The 24,133-nt window shown below is 48.9% G+C and carries 26 protein-coding genes; 24 read left to right on the forward strand and 2 right to left on the reverse strand.

The window, feature by feature from the left end; all coding sequences use genetic code 11:
- The 21 genes from yfmH to DX130_RS05995 all read left to right on the forward strand — a co-directional run bounded on the left by yfmH (position 1) and on the right by DX130_RS05995 (position 18,740).
- Positions 1–1,293 carry an EF-P 5-aminopentanol modification-associated protein YfmH gene (gene yfmH / locus DX130_RS05895; RefSeq protein WP_116043583.1) on the forward strand — a complete coding sequence of 431 codons (1,293 nt, stop codon included), beginning with the start codon at positions 1–3 and terminating at the stop codon, positions 1,291–1,293.
- Positions 1,290–2,036, forward strand: a complete 747-nt coding sequence (gene ymfI / locus DX130_RS05900; protein WP_116043585.1) for an elongation factor P 5-aminopentanone reductase — start codon at positions 1,290–1,292, stop codon at positions 2,034–2,036. The genes yfmH and ymfI overlap by 4 nt, the downstream gene beginning before the upstream one ends.
- A gap of 103 nt (positions 2,037–2,139) precedes the next feature.
- Entirely contained in the window at positions 2,140–2,391 is a 252-nt protein-coding gene (locus tag DX130_RS05905) for a DUF3243 domain-containing protein (protein WP_116043586.1), read from the forward strand.
- Between the two features lie 177 nt (positions 2,392–2,568).
- Positions 2,569–3,336, forward strand: a complete 768-nt coding sequence (locus DX130_RS05910) for a DUF3388 domain-containing protein (RefSeq protein ID WP_116043588.1) — start codon at positions 2,569–2,571, stop codon at positions 3,334–3,336.
- 23 nt (positions 3,337–3,359) lie between these two features.
- Positions 3,360–4,280 (forward strand): helix-turn-helix domain-containing protein, encoded by a 921-nt coding sequence (locus DX130_RS05915; protein ID WP_116043589.1) that lies wholly within the window; start codon positions 3,360–3,362, stop codon positions 4,278–4,280.
- Positions 4,281–4,316: 36 nt separating this feature from the next.
- Positions 4,317–4,808, forward strand: coding sequence for a YajQ family cyclic di-GMP-binding protein (locus DX130_RS05920; RefSeq protein WP_116043591.1), 492 nt, complete (start codon positions 4,317–4,319; stop codon positions 4,806–4,808).
- 29 nt (positions 4,809–4,837) lie between these two features.
- Positions 4,838–5,137 (forward strand): hypothetical protein, encoded by a 300-nt coding sequence (locus DX130_RS27330; RefSeq protein WP_165861174.1) that lies wholly within the window; start codon positions 4,838–4,840, stop codon positions 5,135–5,137.
- Positions 5,134–5,709 (forward strand): CDP-diacylglycerol--glycerol-3-phosphate 3-phosphatidyltransferase, encoded by a 576-nt coding sequence (pgsA, locus tag DX130_RS05930; RefSeq protein WP_116043592.1) that lies wholly within the window; start codon positions 5,134–5,136, stop codon positions 5,707–5,709. Before DX130_RS27330 ends, pgsA begins: the two co-directional genes overlap by 4 nt.
- Positions 5,710–5,852: 143 nt before the next feature.
- The gene (locus DX130_RS05935) at positions 5,853–7,100 is read left to right on the forward strand and encodes a competence/damage-inducible protein A (protein ID WP_116043594.1); all 1,248 of its coding nucleotides are present in this window, start codon (positions 5,853–5,855) and stop codon (positions 7,098–7,100) included.
- Positions 7,101–7,336: 236 nt separating this feature from the next.
- Complete coding sequence (gene recA, locus DX130_RS05940) at positions 7,337–8,389, forward strand: recombinase RecA (RefSeq protein WP_116043595.1); 1,053 nt, start codon at positions 7,337–7,339, stop codon at positions 8,387–8,389.
- A gap of 71 nt (positions 8,390–8,460) precedes the next feature.
- A complete protein-coding gene (locus DX130_RS05945) occupies positions 8,461–9,165 on the forward strand; it encodes a RecX family transcriptional regulator (protein ID WP_240644469.1) in 705 nt (234 codons plus the stop codon).
- A 184-nt stretch (positions 9,166–9,349) separates the two neighbouring features.
- Positions 9,350–10,897 carry a ribonuclease Y gene (gene rny, locus DX130_RS05950; RefSeq protein ID WP_116043596.1) on the forward strand — a complete coding sequence of 516 codons (1,548 nt, stop codon included), beginning with the start codon at positions 9,350–9,352 and terminating at the stop codon, positions 10,895–10,897.
- A gap of 78 nt (positions 10,898–10,975) precedes the next feature.
- Positions 10,976–11,770, forward strand: coding sequence for a TIGR00282 family metallophosphoesterase (locus DX130_RS05955; RefSeq protein WP_116043598.1), 795 nt, complete (start codon positions 10,976–10,978; stop codon positions 11,768–11,770).
- A gap of 159 nt (positions 11,771–11,929) precedes the next feature.
- On the forward strand, positions 11,930–12,190 hold the full coding sequence (locus tag DX130_RS05960; RefSeq protein ID WP_006036664.1) for a stage V sporulation protein S: 261 nt from the start codon (positions 11,930–11,932) through the stop codon (positions 12,188–12,190).
- An 88-nt stretch (positions 12,191–12,278) separates the two neighbouring features.
- On the forward strand, positions 12,279–13,229 hold the full coding sequence (locus DX130_RS05965; protein WP_116043599.1) for a dipeptidase: 951 nt from the start codon (positions 12,279–12,281) through the stop codon (positions 13,227–13,229).
- A 184-nt stretch (positions 13,230–13,413) separates the two neighbouring features.
- Positions 13,414–15,147, forward strand: a complete 1,734-nt coding sequence (locus DX130_RS05970) for a 2-oxoacid:acceptor oxidoreductase subunit alpha (RefSeq protein ID WP_116043600.1) — start codon at positions 13,414–13,416, stop codon at positions 15,145–15,147.
- Position 15,148: 1 nt separating this feature from the next.
- The gene (locus DX130_RS05975) at positions 15,149–16,015 is read left to right on the forward strand and encodes a 2-oxoacid:ferredoxin oxidoreductase subunit beta (protein ID WP_116043601.1); all 867 of its coding nucleotides are present in this window, start codon (positions 15,149–15,151) and stop codon (positions 16,013–16,015) included.
- Positions 16,016–16,102: 87 nt separating this feature from the next.
- Positions 16,103–16,675 carry a phosphate propanoyltransferase gene (gene pduL, locus DX130_RS05980; protein ID WP_116043602.1) on the forward strand — a complete coding sequence of 191 codons (573 nt, stop codon included), beginning with the start codon at positions 16,103–16,105 and terminating at the stop codon, positions 16,673–16,675.
- A 193-nt stretch (positions 16,676–16,868) separates the two neighbouring features.
- Positions 16,869–17,255, forward strand: a complete 387-nt coding sequence (locus DX130_RS05985) for a GntR family transcriptional regulator (protein WP_116043604.1) — start codon at positions 16,869–16,871, stop codon at positions 17,253–17,255.
- Positions 17,252–18,124 carry an ABC transporter ATP-binding protein gene (locus tag DX130_RS05990; RefSeq protein ID WP_116043605.1) on the forward strand — a complete coding sequence of 291 codons (873 nt, stop codon included), beginning with the start codon at positions 17,252–17,254 and terminating at the stop codon, positions 18,122–18,124. Before DX130_RS05985 ends, DX130_RS05990 begins: the two co-directional genes overlap by 4 nt.
- Positions 18,117–18,740, forward strand: coding sequence for an ABC-2 transporter permease (locus tag DX130_RS05995; protein ID WP_116043606.1), 624 nt, complete (start codon positions 18,117–18,119; stop codon positions 18,738–18,740). The genes DX130_RS05990 and DX130_RS05995 overlap by 8 nt, the downstream gene beginning before the upstream one ends.
- Before the next feature lie 71 nt (positions 18,741–18,811).
- Here the strand turns inward: DX130_RS05995 and DX130_RS06000 are convergent, their stop codons facing one another.
- Positions 18,812–20,302 (reverse strand): DHA2 family efflux MFS transporter permease subunit, encoded by a 1,491-nt coding sequence (locus DX130_RS06000; protein WP_116043607.1) that lies wholly within the window; start codon positions 20,300–20,302, stop codon positions 18,812–18,814.
- Between the two features lie 237 nt (positions 20,303–20,539).
- On the opposite strand from DX130_RS06000, the gene DX130_RS06005 reads away from it, so the two are divergent.
- The 3 genes from DX130_RS06005 to DX130_RS06015 all read left to right on the forward strand — a co-directional run bounded on the left by DX130_RS06005 (position 20,540) and on the right by DX130_RS06015 (position 23,395).
- Positions 20,540–21,145, forward strand: coding sequence for a TetR/AcrR family transcriptional regulator (locus DX130_RS06005; protein ID WP_116043609.1), 606 nt, complete (start codon positions 20,540–20,542; stop codon positions 21,143–21,145).
- Between the two features lie 152 nt (positions 21,146–21,297).
- A complete protein-coding gene (gene miaB / locus DX130_RS06010) occupies positions 21,298–22,890 on the forward strand; it encodes a tRNA (N6-isopentenyl adenosine(37)-C2)-methylthiotransferase MiaB (protein WP_116043610.1) in 1,593 nt (530 codons plus the stop codon).
- A gap of 25 nt (positions 22,891–22,915) precedes the next feature.
- Positions 22,916–23,395, forward strand: coding sequence for a YlbF/YmcA family competence regulator (locus tag DX130_RS06015; RefSeq protein ID WP_116043611.1), 480 nt, complete (start codon positions 22,916–22,918; stop codon positions 23,393–23,395).
- Between the two features lie 76 nt (positions 23,396–23,471).
- Here DX130_RS06015 and DX130_RS06020 read toward each other — a convergent pair whose 3' ends face one another.
- Positions 23,472–24,089, reverse strand: a complete 618-nt coding sequence (locus DX130_RS06020) for a biotin transporter BioY (RefSeq protein ID WP_116043613.1) — start codon at positions 24,087–24,089, stop codon at positions 23,472–23,474.
- Positions 24,090–24,133 lie beyond the last annotated feature (44 nt).

Raw genomic sequence — 24,133 nt, forward strand, 5'->3', positions numbered from 1 at the left:
ATGGAGACGCTGAATTATTCGAAGGTGCAGGAGAAGCTGTACCGCGAAGTGCTGGATAACGGCCTGGAGGTGATCGTCCTGCCGAAGGAAGGCTTCCAGAAAACGTATGCTACCTTTTCCACCAAATATGGTTCTGTCGATAATCGTTTCTCCGTTGGCAGTGAAGAGCCGATTCGAGTGCCTGACGGCATCGCACATTTCTTGGAGCATAAAATGTTCGAAGAGCCGGAGGGCGATATCTTTGCTGTATTCGCTTCACAAGGCGCTTCGGCGAACGCATATACGACATTTGATCGGACGGTATATCTCTTTTCGGCGACGGAGCAAATCCATGCCAATTTGGAGACGCTGATCAACTTTGTACAGAAGCCTTATTTTACAGACACTAATGTGGATAAGGAAAAGGGCATCATCGAGCAAGAAATCAATATGTATAAGGACAATGCGGATTGGCGTGTATACTTCGGGCTTATTGACGCTTTGTACCACAATCACCCCGTACACATCGATATCGCCGGTACGGTTGAGTCCATCTATCAGATTGACAAGGAAACCTTGTACCGTTGTTATGAGACGTTCTACCATCCGTCCAATATGCTGCTGTTTGTTGTTGGAGGAGTGGATGCGAAGGAAATTTTTGATCTGGTGAAGGCGAACCAGCAAGCGAAAAACGTCCAGCCGCAAGGTCAGATCGAGCGGTACTTTGATGAAGAACCTGTTCATGTGAAAATCCCGCGCAAAGTGGCACAATTGTCGGTCTCGCTTCCTAAATGCATGCTAGGGTTTAAGGAGAAGAAAGTGGGCTTGACGGGTGACGACTTGCTTCGCAACGAGGTTACTACAAAGCTGATGCTTGAAGCTTTGCTTGGACCTAGCTCCAAGCTGTACCAATCGCTTTATGAGCAAAATTTAATATCCGATTCATTCGGTCATGAATACAACTCCAGCAGCAATTATGCATTTTCCGTTGTTGGGGGCGACACGCCTGACCCGGACGCGTTAATTGAAGCGTTGCGCTCCGGCATTACGGCTGCTATAGGCCAAGGTATTGAATCATCGGCATTCGAGCGCTCGAAACGCAAAAAAATCGGCAGCTATCTTCGTATGTTGAACTCCCCTGAATCCATTGCGGGCGAATTTACCCGTTATCGGTTTCGCGACAGCGATATGTTCGACGTACTCGGTTTCTATGAGACCTGTACGCTTGAAGAAGTGAACAATCGGCTTCGCGAGCATTTTGATTTTGAGCAATTGGCGGTATCCATTGTGGAGAAGCCGAAAGCTACAGTATGAAGACTTTGCAGGAGACAACGGTATTGATCACCGGGGGGAGCCGGGGCATAGGCGCTGCGATTGCGAAGCGTTTTGCCTCGGAAGGGGTCAATATCGTGCTCCATTACTTGGAATCCCATGAAAGTGCCAATGAGACGGCGAGAATGTGCATGGCGCTTGGCGCAAATGTTATGACGATTTCAGCGGACCTGCGTTCGCGAGATCAGCTGTCGCGTATGCGCGACAAGCTGGAGAGCCACGATATTCGTCCCGATATTCTGGTTAATAATGGCGGCATATCACATTATGGGATGCTGGCGGATGTGACAGAACAAGAATGGGACGATGTTATGTCCGTCAACTTGAAAGGCATGTTTCTCAGCACACAGTTGTTTATGCCGAATATGATTGCGCAGCGTTATGGTCGTATTATCAATGTCTCATCTGTATGGGGCATGTCCGGCGCATCATGCGAAGTGTTGTATTCCACGACGAAAGGCGGCATGAACGCGTTCACGAAGGCGCTGGCCAAGGAGCTTGCGCCATCCGGCGTTACCGTAAATGCGGTTGCACCTGGAGTTGTGGACACGCTGATGATGAGTGGTTTCAATCAAGAGGAGAAGGATGCTCTTCAACAGGAGATTCCTGCGGGACGCTTCGGATCAGCCGAAGAAATCGCTTCTCTCGTTTATTTCCTTTCATTGCCGGAATCATCTTATATTACGGGACAAATCATAAGCCCCAATGGCGGCTGGCATACGTAAAGGCATCGTCATTATAAATAGCATTGAATAAGTCCATTCTGAAGTGCGCACAATAAGGACTGTTGATGATTCTTTTCCAGACCAACTTAGGAGGCGAAGAGCAATGTCAACTGTCCTGACAAATTTCGATACATGGAAACATTTTTTGGCCGATCGCGTATCGCAAGCGAAGAAGATGGGACTGACTGAAGATACGATCGCCAATCTGGCGTTCGAAATCGGTTCCTTCCTTGACGAAAAAGTCGATCCTAAAAACGATGAAGAACGTGTATTGAAGGAGCTTTGGGATTTAGGCGACGAAACGGAACGCAAGACGATCGCAAGGCTGATGGTCAGATTCGTCGAGAAATCGTAGCACTTATACCGGCCAGCAGGAAAGCCTCCATATGCGGAGGCTTTTCTGCAATGTTTTGTGTCGTTGCAGGATAATGACGAAAATTGTAGAATAGATGATTAAGACAAGCTTTATTGTCGAGCGACTTGATTTTTGCCCTTATACTCTTTATTATTCAGGTTTAGGACGGTGACATCGGTGGAAACGAAACAATGGTATATGGAATACAAGATACATAAGAACCGCCCTGGCTTGCTTGGTGACATCGCGTCCTTGCTCGGTATGCTGGAAGTTAACATTATGACGATTAACGGGGTAGAGGATCGTACGCGAGGCATGCTGCTTCAAACCAATGATGAAGAAAAGATCGAGCTTCTGGGCAAAATGCTGCAGAAGGTGGACAATATTACAGTGAACAAGCTTAGAGCCCCTACTATCGTAGATATCTTGGCTGTGCGTCATGGACGCTACATCGAGAGGGATTCCGATGACCGGAAAACCTTTCGTTTTGTAAGGGACGAGTTAGGCTTGCTGGTTGATTTTCTTGGGGAAGTATTCAAGCGAGAGGGCAATCAAGTGATAGGCTTGCGGGGCATGCCGCGAGTCGGCAAAACGGAGTCCATCATTGCAGGGAGCGTCTGCTCCAACAAACGTTGGGCTTTCGTATCTTCCACGCTGCTCCGGCAGACCGTGCGAAGCCAATTATCCGAAGAGGAAATGCAGCCGAACAATATCTTTATTATTGACGGAATCGTAAGCACGATACGTTCGAATGAAAGGCATCATTCGCTCTTGCAGGAGATTATGGCGATGCCGTCGACGAAAGTAATCGAGCACCCGGACATTTTTGTGAAGGAATCTCATTACGATTACAGTCATTTCGATATTATTATCGAGCTGCGCAATACACCCGATGAGGAAATTACATACGATTCGTTCACTGCCAACTATTCGGACGATTTCTAATCTAATCGGAAGGAGGCATAACTATGTCTGAACTTGGCGCATTGCTACGCAAGGCGAGAGATGAAAAGGGCTTGTCTCTTGATGATATTCAAGAGTTGACCAAAATTAGAAAACGATATTTGGAAGCGATCGAATCGGGCGATTACAGCGTATTGCCGGGCACTTTTTACGTGCGCGCATTCGTGAAAAACTATTCAGAGGCCGTCGGACTCGACCCGGATGAGGTGCTCAGGCTTTATCAGCATGAAGTGCCGGCACCAGCTGTAGAGACGACAACAGAGCCTATTCCGGTACGCAAGCCGCGAAAGGTAAAGTCGCATGCATCCGAACGGTTAGGGAAAATTGGCTTTAATTTGGTGATGTGGTTATTTCTTATTCTGATCATTGTAGTGGTCTGGTATTTTGTCATAAACAAGAAAGACGAATCGCCTGGCAAAGCCGACAACACTCCCATTACCACTAGCTCAAGCACGCCGGATCCAACCACAACGACTAGCGCGCCGCCTGCCTCGCCAACGCCTCCGCCGCCTGCGAAGGAGCCGACAACGGTTACTTTCAACAGCAAAGTAGGAAATGTCGATATGTATGATATCGGTCCCGCGGGCGTCATTCATAAGGTCGAGCTTAAAATTAAGGGCGGACGCAACTGGGTTGGCGTTCAAGAAGTCAGCAAATCGGGGAAAAAGCTGTATTATACGAATGCTGAAGACGGTGAGGTCTTGACATTTGACCTAACGACAAGGCTATATATTAATGTAGGGCGCGCCGACTTTACGGAAGTATGGGTCGATGGTGTACTTGTTCCGGACGGGGATCGTTCAAGCTCCAAGCAGCTGCTCATAAATCCATTGAAAGCAGATGATGCCGAAGGGACGACAGCAGGCGGCACAACGGGCGAAGGAGAAGGTCAGGGAGAAGCACAGAATTCGCTTACGAGCGAATAGACCCGGCCTGTATTACATAGCAAAGGGGAGAATGTAATGAGTTCAGAAAGCTCGTTCGATATTGTTTCAAAGGTGGATATGCAAGAGTTGTCTAATGCGATTACGCAAGCGGAGCGAGAGATCGAGACGCGATTCGACTTCAAGGGCAGCAAAAGCAGCATTGCGCTGGAGAAAGACGAGCTGGTCGTAGGTTCGGACGATGAATATAAGTTGAAAAGCGTGATCGACATTCTGCAATCCAAAATGATCAAACGCGGAGTTCCGATAAAAAATATGGATTACGGGAAACTCGAAGGCGCGTCTGGCGGCACGGTCAAGCAGCGCATTAAGCTCAGACAAGGGATTGAGCAGGATATATCCAAACAAATCAACATACTGATTCGCGATTCCAAGCTTAAAGTGAAAAGCCAGATTCAAGGCGATCAAATTCGTGTAACTGGAAAAAGCCGTGACGATCTGCAAGCAGTTATGGCCTTGCTAAGAGGTGCTGATCTGCCCGTAGAGCTTCAATTTACGAATTACCGCTAAAGCGTTTGGAAGGGATTGGCGATAGACAAATGACTGAACGAGTGAGAGTTGTCACGCTTTGCTGCGGGAAAAACTTGGTCGACTCCGAAATCATGTCAGGCTTAATCCACGAATGCGGCTTTCGGTTGGTAGAAGTACAGGAAATGAACGTGCTGGTGGAGCTTTACGACGACGGCAGCGACGTCTATATTGGCAGAACGATGGATGATGCGCCGGAGATTGACGGCGAGGCGTTCATCTCGAGCTGCCGTGCAAAGATTGGAAACATACAAAAAGTACGTGTTACGCACGCGTATGAGTTTGACCTTTCCGGGGAGGGTATCGCGTGAACTTAGCGAATAAAATTACGCTGGCAAGAATTTTCCTTGTCCCAGTCATCATGTTTTTCCTGCTTATAAAGTTGGACTTGGGCACGCTCAGCTTCTCGGATTTTGAGATTACATATAATCAGATTGTGGCGGCGCTTATCTTTATTATTGCAGCCAGCACAGACGGTCTGGACGGTTATATTGCGCGCAAAAACAAGATTGTTACGAATCTTGGCAAGCTGCTTGATCCGTTGGCCGACAAGCTGCTTGTTGCTGCTGTGCTGATCTCGCTTGTAGAGATGGACAAGCTGAACGCGCTGATCGCCATTATCATTATTAGCCGAGAGTTTGCTGTAACAGGCTTGCGCCAAATTGCACTGCTGGAAGGCTCCGTCATGGCGGCAAGCGCCTGGGGCAAATGGAAGACAGCCATTCAGATCACGATGATTATTGCATTGCTGATCAATAATTTCCCGTTTGCGCTGATCGACTTTCCGTTCGATTTGATTGCAAGCTGGGCAGCTGTCATTATAACGGTCTACTCCGGTATTGATTATTTTATGAAAAACAAGCATCTAATACCGGTGGAATAACGAATAGTATCCTTCTAGCTCCTTAATAAGCGTGATAGAAGGGACCAAATGCAAAGGGAGCACTTTTCCAATAGGGAGAGTGCTTTTCCTATCATCATTCATTTTCAGCGAGATTGGCTAGCGTGCTGAAGAAGGGGGCAACAATGAAAGCAGAAATAATTGCGGTGGGCACGGAGCTGCTCCTTGGACAAATCGTGAATACGAATGCACAAGCGATATCCCAGAAGCTGGCGGAGCTCGGCATCGATGTTTATTTTCAAACCGTAGTCGGCGATAATGCCGGACGATTACGGCAAGCGATTGAGATCGGACGCGGGCGGGCCGATTTGCTCCTATTCACGGGGGGACTTGGCCCGACCCAGGACGATTTGACAAAAGACGTGCTGGCGCAGTATTTGGGACGCAAATTGATCATTCATGAACCGTCCATGGCTGTTATAGAAGAGATGTTTTCTGCAAGAGGAATGGCGATGGTGGAAAGCAACCGCAGGCAAGCCCATATGATTGAAGGGAGCGAGCCGCTTCATAATTCGACTGGACTTGCAGTAGGGAATGCGCTGGAGGCGGATGGGACGCTTTATGTACTGCTTCCAGGGCCGCCAAGAGAGATGAAGCCGATGCTGGAAGGACCGGCTCAAGACTGGCTCCGTTCCATGCTTGGGGAAGAGGTTCCGCTCTTCTCGCGTCTGTTGAAGTTTGCGGGAATCGGCGAATCCAATCTGGAAGCGAAGCTGATGGATCTGATTGAAGGACAAGACGACCCTACAATTGCTCCTTACGCCAAGGAAGGCGAAGTATCCATTCGCGTGTCGACAAAAGCGCGAACCTCTGAGGAGGCAGACGGGAAGATTGATGCCACCGTAGAGGGGATCAAGGAACGAATTGGGGAGCATCTCTATGCGCAAGAGGATATTCCGATCGAGGAAGAGATTGTACGGCTTCTCAGAAGCTCCAGACGCCGTCTTGCGAGCGCCGAAAGCTGCAGCGGGGGATTGTTTGCCGAGCTGATCACGAACGTGCCTGGCAGCAGTGGGGAGTTCGCAGGAGGCGTGGTCACCTATACGAACGTTATGAAGAACAAGTTGCTCGGCATTCCGATGTCCCAGCTTGAAGGAAAGGACGCTCCGGGGGCTATCAGCGAGTCAACGGCGGCAATGATGGCGGAGAATGTCCGGCTTTTGTCCGATGCCGATTTCGGCGTGTCACTGACCGGCGTTGCAGGACCGGCAGAATCGGAAGGCAAGCCTGTCGGCCTAGTCTACTTTGCGGTGGCGGAGCGGGGCAAGGATACAATTGTTTACACGGCGAAGTTAAGCGGGGGACGGTCTATCATCCGTTTGCGTGCCGTAAAGGCGGCTCTATATCGGCTTTGGCTTGCGCTGAAAGCGTAAAAATGCCGAATATTTGTTGTCAAATGTCAAAACTGGGAGTATAATTAGTCCTAGTTACCGGAAGAACCGTGGCGAAGAATACTTTGCTGCGGTTTTTTTATGCTTTTTTCGTAGTTGGAGGAGTGAGGAGGAGAGGGCGGAACGGCAAAATTACGAATGTGTGTTCGAAAAAACTATTGGCAACCCGTTCGAAATGAGGTATTATACTAATATAAATCGTGAAGGATGTGAGTGAGTTGGCGGATCGTCGCGCAGCTTTAGATAACGCCCTTCGTCAAATTGAGAAGCAATTTGGCAAAGGCTCCATTATGAAATTGGGTGAATCCACACACATGCAGGTTGAGACCGTACCTAGCGGCTCGCTTGCTCTAGATATCGCGCTTGGCATCGGCGGATTGCCTAGAGGCAGGGTAATTGAAGTGTACGGACCGGAATCGTCGGGTAAGACGACCGTTGCTCTCCATGCCATTGCGGAAGTTCAACGTATTGGCGGACAAGCCGCGTTTATCGACGCGGAGCATGCACTTGATCCGCTGTACGCTAGCAAGCTAGGCGTTAACATTGACGAATTGCTGCTCTCGCAGCCGGATACAGGCGAGCAGGCGCTTGAGATTGCTGAGGCCCTCGTACGAAGCGGCGCGGTAGACATCATCGTTATTGACTCCGTTGCGGCGTTAGTACCGAAGGCCGAGATTGAAGGCGATATGGGCGACTCCCACGTTGGTCTCCAAGCCCGCCTTATGTCGCAAGCGCTACGGAAGTTGTCCGGAGCCATCGCGAAGTCGAAGACGATCGCTGTCTTCATTAACCAGTTGCGCGAGAAGGTCGGCGTCATGTTCGGCAATCCGGAGACGACGCCAGGTGGACGTGCGCTTAAGTTCTACTCCAGCGTACGACTGGATGTACGCCGTATCGAGACGTTGAAGCAAGGGAACGACATGGTCGGCAACCGTACGCGCATCAAGGTTGTGAAGAATAAGGTCGCGCCTCCGTTTAAACAAGCCGAGATCGACATTATGTACGGTGAAGGCATATCGAGAGAAGGCAGCTTGATTGATATTGGCGTTGAACAGGAAATTGTTCAGAAGAGCGGCGCCTGGTTCTCCTATAACGGCGAGCGTCTTGGACAAGGCCGCGAGAATGCCAAACAATTTTTGAAAGACAACAAAGAACTTGCGGCTGCAATCGAGAAGCAAATTCGGGATGCCAGCAATTTGTCTGCAAATGCCTCGCAGGCTAATTTCTCTGCTGACAAAGATGAGGACGAACTGGATTTTGACGAAGAATAAGCTCTATCGCGTTCGTCGCTCTCTACGGGGAGCGGCGACGTTTTTGTATAGGGAGGAACGTATCTGTGGATATGGAGCAAATGAACAAGGAAGACGAATGGATCATCGGGACGGTCAAACGGGACCGGACGGAAAAAAGGCGTTACTTGGTTTTTCCTGATACGGATACTGAAGAGCCGCTTCTTTCCGTACACGAAGACATGTTGATTCGTTTTCAGCTGCTGAAAGGGCAGATGATTTCGAAGGAGCAGCTCGAAGAAATAAAAAACGAGGACGAGCGTTATAAGGCTTACGCGCTTGCCATTGCTTATTTGGGAGCCAAGCCACGTACTCGGAAAGCCATCGGGCAGTATTTGAGCCGTAAGGAACTACAGGAAGAGAACATTGAATACGCGCTCAATCGTTTAGAATCGGAGCAACTTGTGGATGATGAACAATATGCGCGTCAATTCGCATCAAGCCGAATGCGCAGCGGACTTAAGGGCAGGCTTATGATCAGGCAAGAGCTGCAGCAGCGAGGTGTACCGAAGGAAGTGGCAGCGGAAGCGCTGACAGAGCTGGATCGGGATAGCGAACTGAATGCGGCTAAACGATTAGCAGAGAAGAAAAGTAAGGCGATAAAAGGCGACATGAAGCAGCGCAAGACCAAGCTCATGGCCTTTCTGATGCGCAGAGGATTTCCGGGAGATATCGTGCGGGAAGCGATGCGAGGCATCGAGTGGAAGGACGAGGACAGCGAAGAGCAGGAAGATGATGGCGTTTTGCTTGACAACTGATTTTATGTAAAGATAAAATGAGGTTGTATTCCTTCACAATTTTGAATCGATTTTTCTTCCAAAAGTTGATTCGAAACGATTTATTTCGTCAAAATGGAACATGATGAAACGGTATGGAAACCGGTTAAAAACCTAATAACATCCCAAGCAATGCCTTGGTGTATGCAGCAAGGAGGTGAACAAGATGGGTGTAAGCATCTGGATCTTGATTCCGATCTGTATCCTTGTTGGCGCAATTTTCTTTGGGATTGGTTATTTTATTCGAAAGTCGATTGCCGAGGCCAAAATTTCTAGCGCTGAGCAAGAAGCGGTCCAAATCGTAGAAAATGCGAAAAAAGACGCAGAGGCACAGAAGAAAGAAACGATACTCGAGGCGAAAGACGAAGTCCACAAACTACGTGCAGAAGCTGAGAAAGACATCCGCGAGCGGCGCAATGAGTCGCAACGTCAGGAGAGACGCCTGCTCCAGAAAGAGGAGTCGCTGGATAAAAAATTAGAAGCGCTAGAACGCAAAGAAGAAACTGTAGCCAACAAGGAGAAAAGAATCGAAGAAACACAAGAACAGATTGACTCCATTTACAAGCAGCAACTTAGCGAACTTGAACGTATTTCTAGCTTGACAATGGAGGACGCTAAGTCAATTATTTTGACCAATGTGGAGCAGGAAGTACGTCACGAGACCGCGCAAATGATTAAGGAAATCGAACAGCAAGCGAAGGAAGAAGCAGACAAAAAAGCGCGTGACATTATATCGCTGGCGATTCAGCGTTGTGCGGCCGATCATGTGGCGGAGACGACGGTATCCGTTGTTACCCTGCCTAATGAAGAGATGAAGGGCCGTATCATTGGTCGTGAAGGCCGTAATATACGCGCTTTGGAAACATTGACCGGTATCGATCTCATTATCGACGATACACCGGAAGCGGTCATTTTGTCAGGCTTTGACCCTATTCGCCGCGAAATTGCTCGAACTTCACTTGAGAAGTTGGTGGCGGACGGTCGCATTCACCCTGCGAGAATTGAAGAGATGGTTGAGAAATCTCGCAAGGAAATTGACGAACGTGTCCGTGAGTACGGTGAACAGGCGACATTCGAGGTTGGCGTTCATGGACTGCATCCGGATCTGATCAAAATACTGGGACGGCTTAAATATCGGACTAGCTATGGTCAGAACGTGCTTAAGCATTCGATGGAGGTTGCCTATCTGACAGGACTGATGGCTGCTGAGCTTGGCGAAGATATTACGCTGGCGAAGCGCGCAGGGTTGCTGCATGATATCGGCAAAGCACTTGACCATGAAGTGGAAGGCTCTCATGTTGAGATTGGCGTTGAACTGGCCAAGAAATACAAGGAGCATCCAGTCGTCATTAACAGTATTGCTTCTCACCATGGCGATACGGAAGCAACTTCGGTTATCGCAATGCTGGTCGGAGCAGCGGATGCCTTGTCCGCAGCTCGTCCGGGAGCACGCCGCGAGACGCTGGAGACGTATATCAAACGTCTGGAGAAGCTGGAGGCCATTACGGAATCGTTCGACGGCGTTGAGAAGTCGTACGCGATTCAAGCGGGCCGCGAGGTGCGTGTCATGGTACAGCCAGAGAAGATTGACGATACAGAAGCGTTCCGTCTTGCTCGCGACATTACGAAGAAAATCGAGGGTGAACTCGATTATCCGGGACATATTAAAGTTACGGTTATTCGTGAGACGAGAGCAGTGGAATACGCGAAGTAACATGCATACGCATTCGGAGAAGTGGCTGCTTGGCAGCCACTTTTCTGCATTGTAGGCTTATAAAGGATGGATCTATAGATGAACGTATTGTTTATTGGAGATATTGTAGGGAATGTGGGCAGAAGCGCGCTAAAGCAAGTATTGCCTGCATTACGAGACAAATACAATCCCCATATTATAATCGTGAACGGCGAGAATGCCGCTGCTGGCCGGGGTATTACGAGAAATATCGCTCGCGAGTTTTTTGAGTGGGGCGTTCACGGCATTACGATGGGCAATCATACTTGGGACAATAAAGATATCTTCGAGTGGATTGATGACGAGCCGAGAATCGTGCGGCCGGCGAACTTTTCGCCGCAGGCTCCCGGTCAAGGGATGGCGATGATTAAGGCTAACGGCAAGCAGTTGGCCATTATTAATTTACAGGGCCGAGCATTTTTGCCACCGATCGATTGTCCGTTCCAAGCGGCAGATGAGTTGATCGAGGAAGCTCAGCACACAACAAAAGCGATTTTGGTGGATTTCCATGCGGAGGCCACTTCAGAGAAAATCGCGATGGGCTGGCATTTGGATGGAAGAGCTTCGATTGTTCTGGGCACCCATACGCATGTACAGACCAATGATGATACGATTCTTCCGAACGGAACAGCCTATATTACAGATGTGGGTATGGTGGGCTCCAAGGAAGGCGTGTTGGGAATGGAGAAGAGCGCCGTTCTTCACCGTTTTCTAACCCAGCTCCCGTCAAGGTTCGTAGTGGATGAAGGAAAATGGCATCTTCATGGGCTGTCCCTGCAGATCGATGAGGCAACAGGGAAAGCGACTAAGCTGTCCAAAATTCGGCTAACCGAAGAAGAATGGATATTGATGTAAGGCAAAGGCTGCTCTAATGGAGCAGCCTTTTGTCTTGAAAGTTCTGACTATTCAGAACTGTTAGTAAAGTTAGGACAATAAAAGCAGGAATCTTTCGCCTTCTCTCGAATAGTATTTTAGAAGTGGAATCCATCCAACATTCCAGGGGAGGTACTTTTCATGGACGTATTAAAAGTATCAGCGAAGTCCAATCCGAATTCCGTCGCAGGTGCGCTTGCAGGCGTATTGCGCGAACGCGGCGGCGCCGAGCTTCAGGCCATTGGCGCTGGCGCACTCAATCAAGCGATTAAAGCGGTAGCCATTGCGCGCGGGTTTGTTGCCCCCAGCGGTGTGGATCTCATTTGTATTCCTGCGTTCACAGACATTGTGATTGACGGAGAAGATCGCACAGCAATCAAGCTCATTGTGGAGCCGCGTTAGAGGTTCCGCATGCATACACAACGACATCGGCCTGTTTACCCCGTAGACAGGTTTTTTGCTTTGAGAACGGTTGGAGGGACGTGGCGCTATGCGTATTGTAGATTTCCATTGTGATGTTTTGTATAAGCTGCTGCAGGATAAGGAATTGACCTTTGACGGCGGGAATAAACCCGGTGTACTGGATGTAACGCTGGAACGGCTGAAGGAAGGCAACGTGTTATTGCAGACCTTTGCGGTGTTTATCTCGCCTGGCCGTCCCGATTATTATGAAGCAGCTCCGATTTTGGAAAGTATAGATTTATTTTATGAGAAAGTATTGTGTTTTCCGGAGCTGAGACTTATTCGTACAGCCGCGGATGTGGACGCATGCATACTAGATGGCAAGATAGGCGCATTATTGTCATTGGAAGGCGTAGGCGGCATTCGCGGCAAGCTCTCCACACTGCGGCTGCTTCAGAGGCTTGGCGTCCGCGCAGCAGGTCTTACCTGGAACGATGCTAATTGGGCAGCGGATGGCGTAATGGAAGCCAGAGGAGGCGGCTTGACGGCTCAGGGAGCCGCTTTTGTACAAGAATGCAATAGGCTTGGCATCATCGTCGACGTATCCCACTTGTCGGAGCGGGCTTTCTGGGATGTTGCAGCCTTGTCATCCAGACCGATTGTGGCATCGCATTCCAATGCTCGTGAATTATGCGACCATCCCCGCAACCTGACCGATCTGCAGATAAGGGCCATCATTGAAAGCGGAGGTTTAATCGGTATCACTTATGTGCCTCCATTTGTTCGCGAGAAGGGTGATGTTTCAATAGATGATGTTCTGAGACATATAGAGCATATATGCGCGCTCGGGGGCGAGAAGCATTTGGCGCTTGGGTCTGATTTTGACGGCATTGACCGCCATGTGAAGGGACTTGCTCATCCTGGACAAGTCCTGGGGCTGCGAGAGGCGCTTTTGAAGCGATATAACGATGATATCGTGAGGGGAATCTTGTCTAGCAATGCCGTTACTTTTTTAAAAGGACAACTCCCTGTGGAATAATGGCAATATCATCTCGTACCGATATAGGAATGATCGAAACAAACTATCTTTTATCTAAGCGTTTACATCTTGCCAAACCGCCATCTCAAACATAAAATTGTTGTGACTATAATCATTTCTATTATATAATGCTTAATGTTGTCGAATTTTCATGCACCTTCATGAAGTAGAGGAGATGGGCGTTTTGATAAGTCAATTATCTTGGAAGATTGGCGGACAGCAAGGTGAAGGCGTAGAGAGTACTGACCGTATTTTTTCCACAGCGCTTAACCGGCTAGGCTATTACTTATATGGGTACCGTCATTTTTCATCACGTATAAAGGGCGGTCATACAAATAATAAAATCCGTATCAGCACGAAGCCGATTCGGGCGATTTCGGATGATTTGGATATTTTGGTTGCATTTGATCAGGAGAGCATTGATCTTAATTCCGCCGAGCTGCGCAAAGGCGGGGTAATCGTAGCGGACGCCAAATTCAATCCGACTATACCGGACGGAATCGATGCCCGCTTATTTGCCGTGCCGATCACGAAGATGGCCGAAGAACTCGGAACATCATTAATGAAAAATATGGTGGCATCCGGCGCATCGTGGGCATTGCTTGGCTTGCCGCTTGAAGTGTTCAACAAAGCGGTGGAAGAAGAGTTCGGCCGCAAAGGACCGGCAATTGTAGAGAAGAACATCGAAGCGGTGAAACGCGGCGCAGAATTCGTATTGGAACAAGCGGGCGGCCCGCTTGACGAATTCAAGCTTGGAGAAGCGGATGGCGAGCAAAAGCTGTTTATGATTGGCAATGAAGCGATCGGACTGGGCAGCATTGCAGCCGGCTGCCGGCTGATGTCCGCTTATCCGATCACGCCGGCTTCGGAAATTATGGAGTATTTGATTAAGAAGCTTCCGAAATTCGGCGGTACCGTTGTTCAAACGGAAGACGAGATTGCAGCTGTTACGATGGCCATTGGCGCAAACTACGCTGGTGTCCGTACCATGACGGCATCTGCCGGACCTGGTCTGTCCCTTATGATGGAGGCTATCGGCCTTGCAGGTATGACAGAGACGCCTCTTGTCATTGTCAACACGCAGCGCGGCGGTCCTTCGACCGGCTTGCCGACCAAGCAAGAGCAGTCCGACTTGAATGCGATGGTATATGGTACGCATGGCGAGATTCCGAAGGTCGTTATTGCCCCGGCGTCCATCGAAGATTGTTTCTACGATATGATCGAAGCGTTTAATGTTTCGGAGCAATATCAGGTGCCGGTTATTGTTATGACCGATTTGCAGTTATCGCTTGGCAAACAATCCTGTGATCCGTTTGATTACAGCAAAGTGCAAATTTCACGCGGCAAATTGGTGACGGACGCTCCGGCGCTGGAAGGCCCTGAGCTGTTCAAGCGTTATGAGTTAACCGAAGACGGCATCTCTCCCCGCATACTGCCGGGTGAGAAGGGCGGACTGCATCACGTGACGGGCGTAGAGCATGACGAGGTTGGCCGACCGTCCGAGAACGCGATGAATCGTCAGCGCATGATGGATAAACGTCTCAATAAGCTGAACGATCTATCGATCCGCGATGCCATTCGCGTAGATGCGCCGAATGAAACGCCGGATTTGCTCATTATTGGCATGGGATCGACAGGCGGAACCATTGATGCGGCAAGAACAATGCTGGGGCAGGATGGCGTGACCAGCAACCACATTACGATTCGCCAAATCCATCCGTTCCCAACGGCTGCGCTTACGCCGTATTTGGAGAAGGCCAAAAAGGTTGTCGTAATCGAAAATAATGCTACGGCACAGTTGGCTGGCCAGATTAAAATGTATGCGGGCTATGCCGATAAAATCGAAAGCCTGCTCAAGTATGACGGCAACCCATTCCTTCCGCTTGAAGTTTATAAAGCAAGTAAGGAGCTGAGCTAAGATGGCAACGTTCAAAGAATTTCGTAACAATGTAAAGCCGAACTGGTGCCCAGGTTGCGGAGACTTCTCCATCCAGGCCGCTATTCAACGCGCTGCGGCTAACGTAGGCTTGGAGCCGGAACAGCTGGCGGTCATATCCGGCATCGGCTGTTCGGGTCGTATATCCGGTTATATTAACGCTTATGGCTTGCACGGCATTCATGGTCGTGCGCTCCCAATTGCGCAAGGCGTCAAGCTCGCGAACCGTGAACTGACTGTTATCGCTTCAGGCGGTGACGGCGACGGCTTTGCCATTGGTATGGGCCATACGGTGCATGCGATCCGCCGTAACCTCAATATTACTTATATCGTAATGGATAATCAGATCTACGGTTTGACCAAAGGACAGACGTCGCCGCGCAGCGCAGAAGGGTTCAAGACGAAGTCTACGCCAGAGGGATCTATAGAATCGACGCTTTCTCCACTGGAGATTGCGATGTCGGCAGGCGCAACGTTTGTAGCCCAATCCTTCTCCAGCGATCTGAAAGGGTTGACGAGCTTGATCGAACAAGGAATCAAGCATGAAGGCTTCTCCTTAATCAACGTATTCAGCCCATGCGTGACGTTCAATAAAATCAATACGTATGATTGGTTCAAAGAAAATATTGTCAGCTTGGAGCAGTTCCCGGATTACGATCCGTCGAATCGCGTTGCAGCTATGAACAGAATTATGGAGACAAACGGAATGTTGACGGGTCTGATCTATCAGAATACAACTCGCAAGTCGTATGAGGATATGATTTCGGGCTTCAAGCCCGAGGGGCTGGCTAAGCAGGAGCTCGCGATTACCGAGGAACAATTCAATCAACTTGTGGCCGAATTTAAATAAATGCTATGATAAGCATGCGGCTTATAAGCCGTATGCTTTCTTTATGGGCGCATGCATGAAAATGAGAAGAACAGGGAGTGCAACAACATGAGCAAACAAGTACCAGTAGGCGTATCAGCACGACACATCCATCTATCGGAGGAACACGTACATATACTGTTCGGCGAAGGTTATCAATTGACGGAGATGAAGCCGCTGTCGCAGCCAGGTCAATACGCGGCGAACGAAACAGTAGCAGTCACAGGTCCCAAGGGCTCCTTTGGCAAAGTACGTATTCTGGGTCCGGTGCGCAAGCGCACTCAGCTTGAGGTATCCCGTACAGACGCATTCGCGTTGGGCGTTAATCCTCCAGTTCGTGAATCGGGTGACATTGCAGGCTCTGCAGGCATTACGATTCAAGGACCTGCCGGGGAAGTTGTGGTTGAGGAAGGTGTTATCGTAGCTGCGCGCCATATTCACTTCCATACAAGCGATGCAGAGCGTCTTGGCATCCAAGATAAGCAGAAGCTGAGCGTTCGCGTCGGAGGCGACAGAGGTGTTGTATTCGAGCATGTTGTAGCCCGCGTCTCAGCAGATTTTGCGCTAGACATGCATATCGATACAGACGAAGCGAACGCAGCAGGTGTGAAAAACGGCGATTTGGCAGAGATTATCGATTAGTCACTCCGATTCGAGATGGAAGACTGGCATCACAATAACATGATTGAAACTATGGAAGCTACCACCTCCACATACTTGTGGGGATGGTAGCTTTTTTGTTTTATGGAGCCATTTTGTTACATCTGCTTGACGAAATCGTTAATAGTGTATATATTATATATATACACTATATGCAGAATAGATGGTGATACCTATGAATTTAATCTTATCCAATGCATCCGATGAGCCGATCTACGGACAGATCGTCCGGCAAATTCGAAATTTGATTTTGAACAATGAATTGGCTCCGGGGCAAAGCTTGCCTTCTATTCGTCAGCTTGCCAAGGATTTGGGCATTAGCGTCATTACGACGAAACGGGCTTATGAGGAGTTGGAGAAGGAAGGCTTGATTGATTCTGTCGTTGGCAAAGGCTCGTTCGTATCCGGTGCCAATCCGGAATTTATTAGGGAGCAGCGGCTCAGGATGCTGGAGCGCAAAATGGCTGAGATGGTAGAGGAAAGCCGTTTGCTGCATATGACTCTGGATGAGTTGATTGATCACATACGACTTATTGATGACGAAATGGAGGAAAAGGGATGAGCAACAACGTAATTGAAATTCACAATTTAACCAAGCGATTCAAACAATTCTCGCTTGAAAATGTGAGTTTAGACATAAAACAAGGATTCATAACGGGGTTAATCGGCGCCAACGGTGCAGGTAAGAGTACACTAATTCGATTGGCAATGGGGATGGCCGTTCCGGCAGCCGGAGAAGTACGAATCTTTGGCCAGTCCATTAAAGAGCAGGAAGCTGACATAAAAGAGAGAATCGGATTTGTAGCGGATGATAGCCATTTCTATGAGCATCTCACAATTCGTACGATGAAAGGCATATATGCCCCCTTCTATAAGAATTGGGATGAAACACTGTTCAAACGAAACCTGGAGAGGTTCGAGCTATCTCCCAAAACGAAAATTAAGAGCCTGTCCAAAGGGATGAAAATGAAATTCTCACTGGCGCTTGCTCTCTCCCATAAGGCTGATTTGCTCATCATGGATGAACCGACTGCCGGTCTGGATCCGGTATTCCGGAGAGAACTGCTTGATATTTTGGCAGACCTGATGCTGGATGAGCGCAAATCCATTCTATTCTCGACGCACATTACGACAGATCTCGATCGCGTTGCCGATTATATCGCTTTTCTTCATAAGGGCAAGCTCGTATTCAACGAATCCAAGGAGCAGATCTTTGACCGCTATGCGATGATCAGGGGAGACAATGAACTGCTGGATGCGGATGTACGCAAGCTGTTCGTAGGTATTAAGGAGACGGCTGTGGGTTTTGAAGCATTGACAAACAACCGAAGCGCAGTAGAAGCATTGCTGTCCGGACATGCGCATATTGAGCGTCCTACTCTGGAGGATATTATGTTTCTGACCGCAAAAGGAGCTGCGACACATGTATAATCTGATCCGAAAAGATTTTATCGCTATGAGATGGTACTTATTGTTTGTTTTGGGATACGCCGTTTTCTTTGGGACGTTTTCAGGATTTCCTGTTTTTTCGCCCATTATGATTATCACGCTTCCTGCTGTTATGATGACGTTGTTTGCTGCCAACATAGAGCTGCGCAATAAAACTATGATGTTTGTCGGAACGTTGCCAGTCCGTCGCAAGCAGATTGTTTTGGCCAAATACATATCCATATTCTTATACTTGGCCGTTGGGTTAATTCTGCTCGTCATTGTCCATCTAGTAAACGAATATATCATTCATCAGTCGTTCCCTATAACCGTCCTTAGCCTCATAGTGTCAGCCGGCATAGCTATGACCTATTCAGCGCTATATTTTCCGATACAATTTTTGCTAGGAGTTAAAAGCTCGAATATCGTTTCATTTATTTCCATCTTTTTGATGATCTTTTTGATCAGTTTAATCGGCAATGTTGCCGATAAGGCTACTGAATTTAATTGGCCTATCCTACCCATCATGATTGGCCTCCCTGTTGCAGCCATTATTCTAATGTATCTTTCTTACAGACTTTCGCTCTCTATCTTTAGACGGAAAGACATGGAGGGATAATAGGTGAAAGCAGCATAATAACAGAAGCTTGCTTCCGTTTGCGGAGGCAAGCTTCTTTTGGCTGAATACAATTAATGTCCCATCATCATAGAGACATCCGGTTTGTCCGTTGCGGCGACTCCGTCATCCTGCTGTTTCGGCTTGCGGAGCAGCAGAGCAACTAGTATGCCGAATACCCCGATACACGACAAGGCGAAGAAGGCATCTCCGAAAGAGAGGTACGGAATGTCTGGCCCCGGATTTTGCACCGAATAATGTTTGACCCGTTCTGCGAGAAGCGTGGACAGTCCTGCAATGGCAAAGGAGCTCATTACTTGCTGCGCGGCGCCTGTCAGCGACGTAACCCGGCCGACCAGATGCCTTGGCGCGGATTGGATGATATGAGTATTAAGCGGCATCATCGAGAAGCCCATGCCGGAGCCAAGAAGCACAAGCGGCACCATAATCTGTGGAATTGTCGTATCAGCCGTGATACTGGACAATAAGTATGCGCCAGTCGATACGAGCAGCAGACCAAGTATGACGACCGGACGTGCGCCCAGCTTGTCGAACAGCTTGCCGCCGATCGGCATGAACACGCCGGCAGAGAGTGCTTGCGGCAATAGGATCAGGCCGGTTTCGAAGGGGGAATATCCCTTTGCCTGAATAAGGAACATAGGAATAAGAAATAACGTGCCGAACAATGCGATTTGTACAATCCATTGGAGAATAATGCCTCGAGTGAAATCTCCGGATTTGAAGACGCGCAGCTCCAGAAGCGGATTGCGACGCCGCAATTCTACCGTAATGAAGATGATCAGAGATATGCTGCCTACAATAAGGCCAACCAGCGTCTCCGTTGACGTCCAGCCGCTGCCGCCGCCGTGTTCGCTGCCGGCAGAGCTGATGCCGAATGCCAGCGCCGCGAATGCCAATGGGGCGAAGATCATGCCGAGCAGATCAAGCGTAGGTACGGTCTGACGTTCCAGGTTAGGCAGGGTGCGCAGTCCGACAATGACCGCAATAATGCCCACTGGTACATTAATAAGGAAGATCCAATGCCAAGTTGCATATTCAACTAGCCAGCCTGCGACAACAGGACCTGAAGCAGGGGCTAGGAGCATCGGTATGCCGATCATGCCCATTACGGCACCTTGCTTGCCAGGAGGGCTTAGACGGAAAGTGAAGGCCATTGCGATAGGGGCGACCATACCGCCGCCAAGACCTTGAATGACACGGAACAATATCAATTGCTCGACAGTGCTGGCAAGTCCGCAAAGCACCGAGCCAATCGTGAACATGACAACCGAAAGCAGAAAAATTTTCTTTGCTCCGAATTTATCGGAAAGCCATCCTGCAAGCGGAATAACGGCGGCCTGTGCGAGCGCATAGCCGGTTACGGTCCACTGGACAAGCGTAAATGTGCTTTCGAATTCGACTATGAACTGATTCAAGGCGACATTCATAGCCGTTCCATCCAAAATAACCATAAACATGCCGACGATGATGGCAAGCAGAGGGAGCATAATGCTCCGTATGGAAGGTTCTCCATTGCGCGCGGTTGGTATAGATGATGATGCCATTACGTATTCCTCCTATCCCGTTAAGGGTATTCTCTTTCTTTTATTGACCTGTCAACATACCAAAGCTTAAAATAAAGGTGTGTGACATGGTGCGGACAATTGTCCGCATTTCTGAATCATATAGAGGAATGGTTTAAAAGTCAAATAAATTTTGGGGACGATTTCTGCTCTGCAAAGGATCGGGAATTCCCTTTTTTTCATAGAAAGAACCTAGATTACCATATAAGGAGCAATGAAATGTCGTCGACTGAAAACAACCGGTCCAAGGATGAACTTAGCAGGTGCATTATGGAGACTGCCATACAATTGTTTAGCGAACAGGGGGTCGAATCGGTCAGTATGCATCAAATCGCCAAGTCAGCCGGAGTTGGACAAGGTACGCTGTATCGCAGGTATGCGAACAAGGCTGATCTATGTATCGGGATGATGCAGGATAGTTTCGATCAAATGCAGTTCAAGGTGACACACTATTTGCGGGAGACTTCCGGTCATTCCGTTCAAGAGAGATTGAAGGGCGTTATCGGCATTCTGCTCCGATTTCTCGGTCAGAAATCAAAAATGCTGGGCATCATTCAAGTTCAGCTGATGAAGGAGCGCAGCAAGGACGATTTCTATCAATCACCGCCGTATCAATTCATGCACGGCATGCTGACGGATCTGCTGTCCGAGATGCCGGAGCAGGATCGGGCGAAGGATTTCGATCCTCCTTTTCTTGCGCATACGTATATCGCGGTATTGTCACCTCATACCTACAGGCATCTTGTCTATGTGAAAGGCTACAGTCACGAGCGGTTTTACGAACAGTTTTGCAGCTTGTATATCGACCCCTTGTTCAAGAGCTAGCAATTTGACTGCTTTCCCGAGCATCGAGCACAGCAATTGTTGATATCCCAATGGTATAGAGCAGTTCAATGTGGTATAATTTTGTATTGTTGTGTTGGAATATTTTTCGTACAGGCATAACGGATCTAGCATAAAAGGAAGTGAAGAGGGACATGACGAAAGAGACTCCGAAAACGTCGATTGCTGCGACTGGCAAAGGCGATAAGGACTATTCCAAATATTTCGACTTCAGCGATGCCAAAATCTTGAGCGAGGAAGATGGCGTCACGACCCTGCGGATTAAAGGGCGTAACATCCAGTTGTCTTCGGCTCCTTCCTATAAAGATGAGAAAAAACGGGGCAAAGAAGATATTCAAGTGCATTATGATTTTTCCATACCTGAAGAATTGCGTACGATAGGAAAAGGCAAACATTATTTGATCCAGACTTATGGCTGCCAGATGAACGAGCATGATACTGAAGTGATGAAAGGCATGTTCGAAGAGATGGGCTACACGGCTACCGAGGACAGGAAGCAAGCGGATGTCATATTGCTCAATACGTGTGCCATTCGTGAAAATGCGGAGGATAAGGTGTTCGGAGAGCTAGGCCACCTGAAAGTGCTGAAGACGGAGAAACCTGGCCTGCTGTTAGGCGTATGCGGCTGTATGTCACAGGAAGAATCCGTCGTGGGACGAATTCTACAGAAGCACTCCTTCGTTGACATGATCTTTGGCACACACAATATTCACCGCTTGCCGCATCTGCTGCAGAACGCGTATTATAGCAAGGAATTGGTGGTCGAGGTGTGGTCGAAGGAAGGCGACATTATCGAGAACATGCCCAAGAAGCGTGAAGGAATGCGGGCATGGGTCAACATTATGTATGGCTGTGATAAGTTCTGCACCTACTGTATTGTTCCTTATACGAGGGGCAAGGAGCGCAGCCGCCGTCCTGAAGATGTCATTGCCGAGGTGCGCGAGCTGGCGCGTCAAGGCTATAAGGAAGTGACGCTGCTTGGGCAGAATGTCAACGCATACGGCAAAGACTTTGAGGGAGTCGACTATCGATTCGGAGACCTGATGCAAGCCATGTCCAAAATCGATATTCCGCGTATTCGGTTCACGACAAGTCATCCGCGAGATTTTGACGATCATCTCATTGAGGTGCTGGCGACCCAAGGCAATTTGGTGGAGCATATCCACTTGCCGGTTCAGTCGGGCAGTACAGAAGTGTTGAAGCGGATGAGCCGCAAATATTCGCGTGAGATGTTCCTGGATCTGGTTGCGCGTATTAAAGCAGCTATTCCGAATGCAGTCTTGACGACGGATATTATCGTTGGTTTCCCTGGAGAGACGGACGAGCAGTTCGAGGAGACGATGTCACTTGTCCAAGAGGTAGGGTTTCACTTTGCCTATTCGTTCATCTATTCACCGCGTGAGGGTACCCCTGCGGCCGGAATGGAAGATAACGTGCCGATGGAGACGAAGAAACGCCGTCTGCAGCGCCTGAATGACATGCTTGCCGCTATCGCGCGTGAGAAAAACGACGAGATGCTGGGCGAAGTCATTGAAGTGCTGATTGAAGGCGAGAGCAAAAACAATGCTACTATTTTGTCGGGTCGCACCCGGGCGAATAAGCTTGTCCATATGGAAGGACCCAAGGAGTGGATCGGCACATTCGTACATGCGAAGGTTACCGAGACACAAACCTGGTATATCAAGGCAGAGCCGATTCATTCGGCTATAGACGAGGCCGTAAGCTAACGGCTACAAATAGGAGAGATGACGAATGGCAGAACATCAACATGAACATGGCGTAGCTTGCAGCCATCATGGCGGAACGACCGATATCCCGACGTACAACACACTCGATCTTATCGTAAAAGAAGACATCATGGCAAAAGCGAAAGAGCTGGCGGAAGTCATCTTCCATTCCGACGAAGTGCAGCAATACCGCCGTGCGGAGCAGCAAATCAACGGCAACGAACGCGTGCAGGCGCTAATTGGCAAGATCAAGAAGAAGCAGAAGGAAGTTGTAGCATTCGAGAAGACGTTCAAAAATCCGGATATGGTGAAAAAGATTGAAGGCGAGATGGAGACGCTCCAGGACGAGCTGGACGGCATGCCGATCGTAACTCAGTTCCAGCAAAGCCAATCCGACATTAACTATTTGCTGCAGCTTGTGGTAACCGTCATTCGTGACACCGTGTCAGACCGGATTAATGTGGAAGACGCAAACGAGCCAGATCCTGAGAATTGCAGCGACTAATCTATAAAGAAATAAAAGCCGCTCGCCGGCTACGGCTAATTGCCGTAGGGCGAGCGGCTTTTTGCTTGGTTCTTGTTTAACGTTGGACTTCTGAAGTGACAGTCGGACTCGTTCCAATCCTCTCTGCGCTGCGGAAGCGATAGACGAAGGATGCCAGTGAGAGCGCTGCGATGGCGCCAACAAACGATTTGATAGCGTCGCCTGGCAAGAAGGTAGACCCGATCAGGAGTGTCTTCGACCAGGAGTATTCTAAAGAAAATTTCATCCATAGCAGTCCCGGCACATAAGACAGTACGGAGCAAAGGATGAAGAAGATGAGAAAAAATCCGATGAGCGCATATGCCTTGTTGGAGATGATGCGTTTCGTCGTCAGTAGTTTATGTACCGCGATGCTGGCGAACATAGCGCAGAACGGGAAGGCAAAGATGAACCCTCCGGTCGGCCCGATCAGGTGCGATATGCCGCCTTTGCCGCCGAATAAGGGCAATCCGAAGGCGGAGAGCACAATGACCGCAAAGATGCTTGCGAATGCGAGCCGTGGCCTGAGGAATAGACTGGATAAAATGACGGCGAAGGTCTGCAGCGTGATGGGAATGACGGAGAAGTTGAGCTTCATTTGCTGCATGCTGAGAACGATAAACAATGCTGCAAATAAGGCGACGTACACAAGTGATCGAATCGATACAGGTTTCATTAGCGATGGAATCTCCTTTATATGCTTGCATAATTATTGTTAAC

Source organism: Paenibacillus paeoniae (assembly GCF_003388735.1).
Lineage (GTDB): Bacteria > Bacillota > Bacilli > Paenibacillales > Paenibacillaceae > Pristimantibacillus > Pristimantibacillus paeoniae.